The 235-nt window shown below is 63.4% G+C and carries 1 protein-coding gene; it reads right to left on the reverse strand.

Features of this window, described 5'->3' with window-relative positions:
* Nucleotides 1-235: ATP-binding cassette domain-containing protein (locus tag KVT32_RS31595; protein ID WP_217619583.1), on the reverse strand; the 235-nt coding region annotated here is incomplete at both ends.

The raw sequence follows: 235 nt of genomic DNA on the forward strand, positions 1-235 counted from the left end.
GCGCGATCACCAGCGTCGTGCGGCTCTTCGCAATCTCCTTCAGCTGCGCCTGGATCGCCTGCTCCGACTTCGAATCGAGCGCGGAGGTCGCCTCATCAAAAATCAGGATCGCCGGATTCTTCAGCAGGGTGCGTGCGATCGCCACGCGCTGCTTCTCCCCGCCCGACAACTTCAAGCCGCGCTCGCCGACCATGGTCGCGTAGCCATCCGGCAGGCTCTCGATGAACTCGTGGAT

The organism is Achromobacter sp. GbtcB20, from assembly GCF_019091095.1.
GTDB classification, from domain to species: domain Bacteria; phylum Pseudomonadota; class Gammaproteobacteria; order Burkholderiales; family Burkholderiaceae_B; genus Achromobacter; species Achromobacter mucicolens.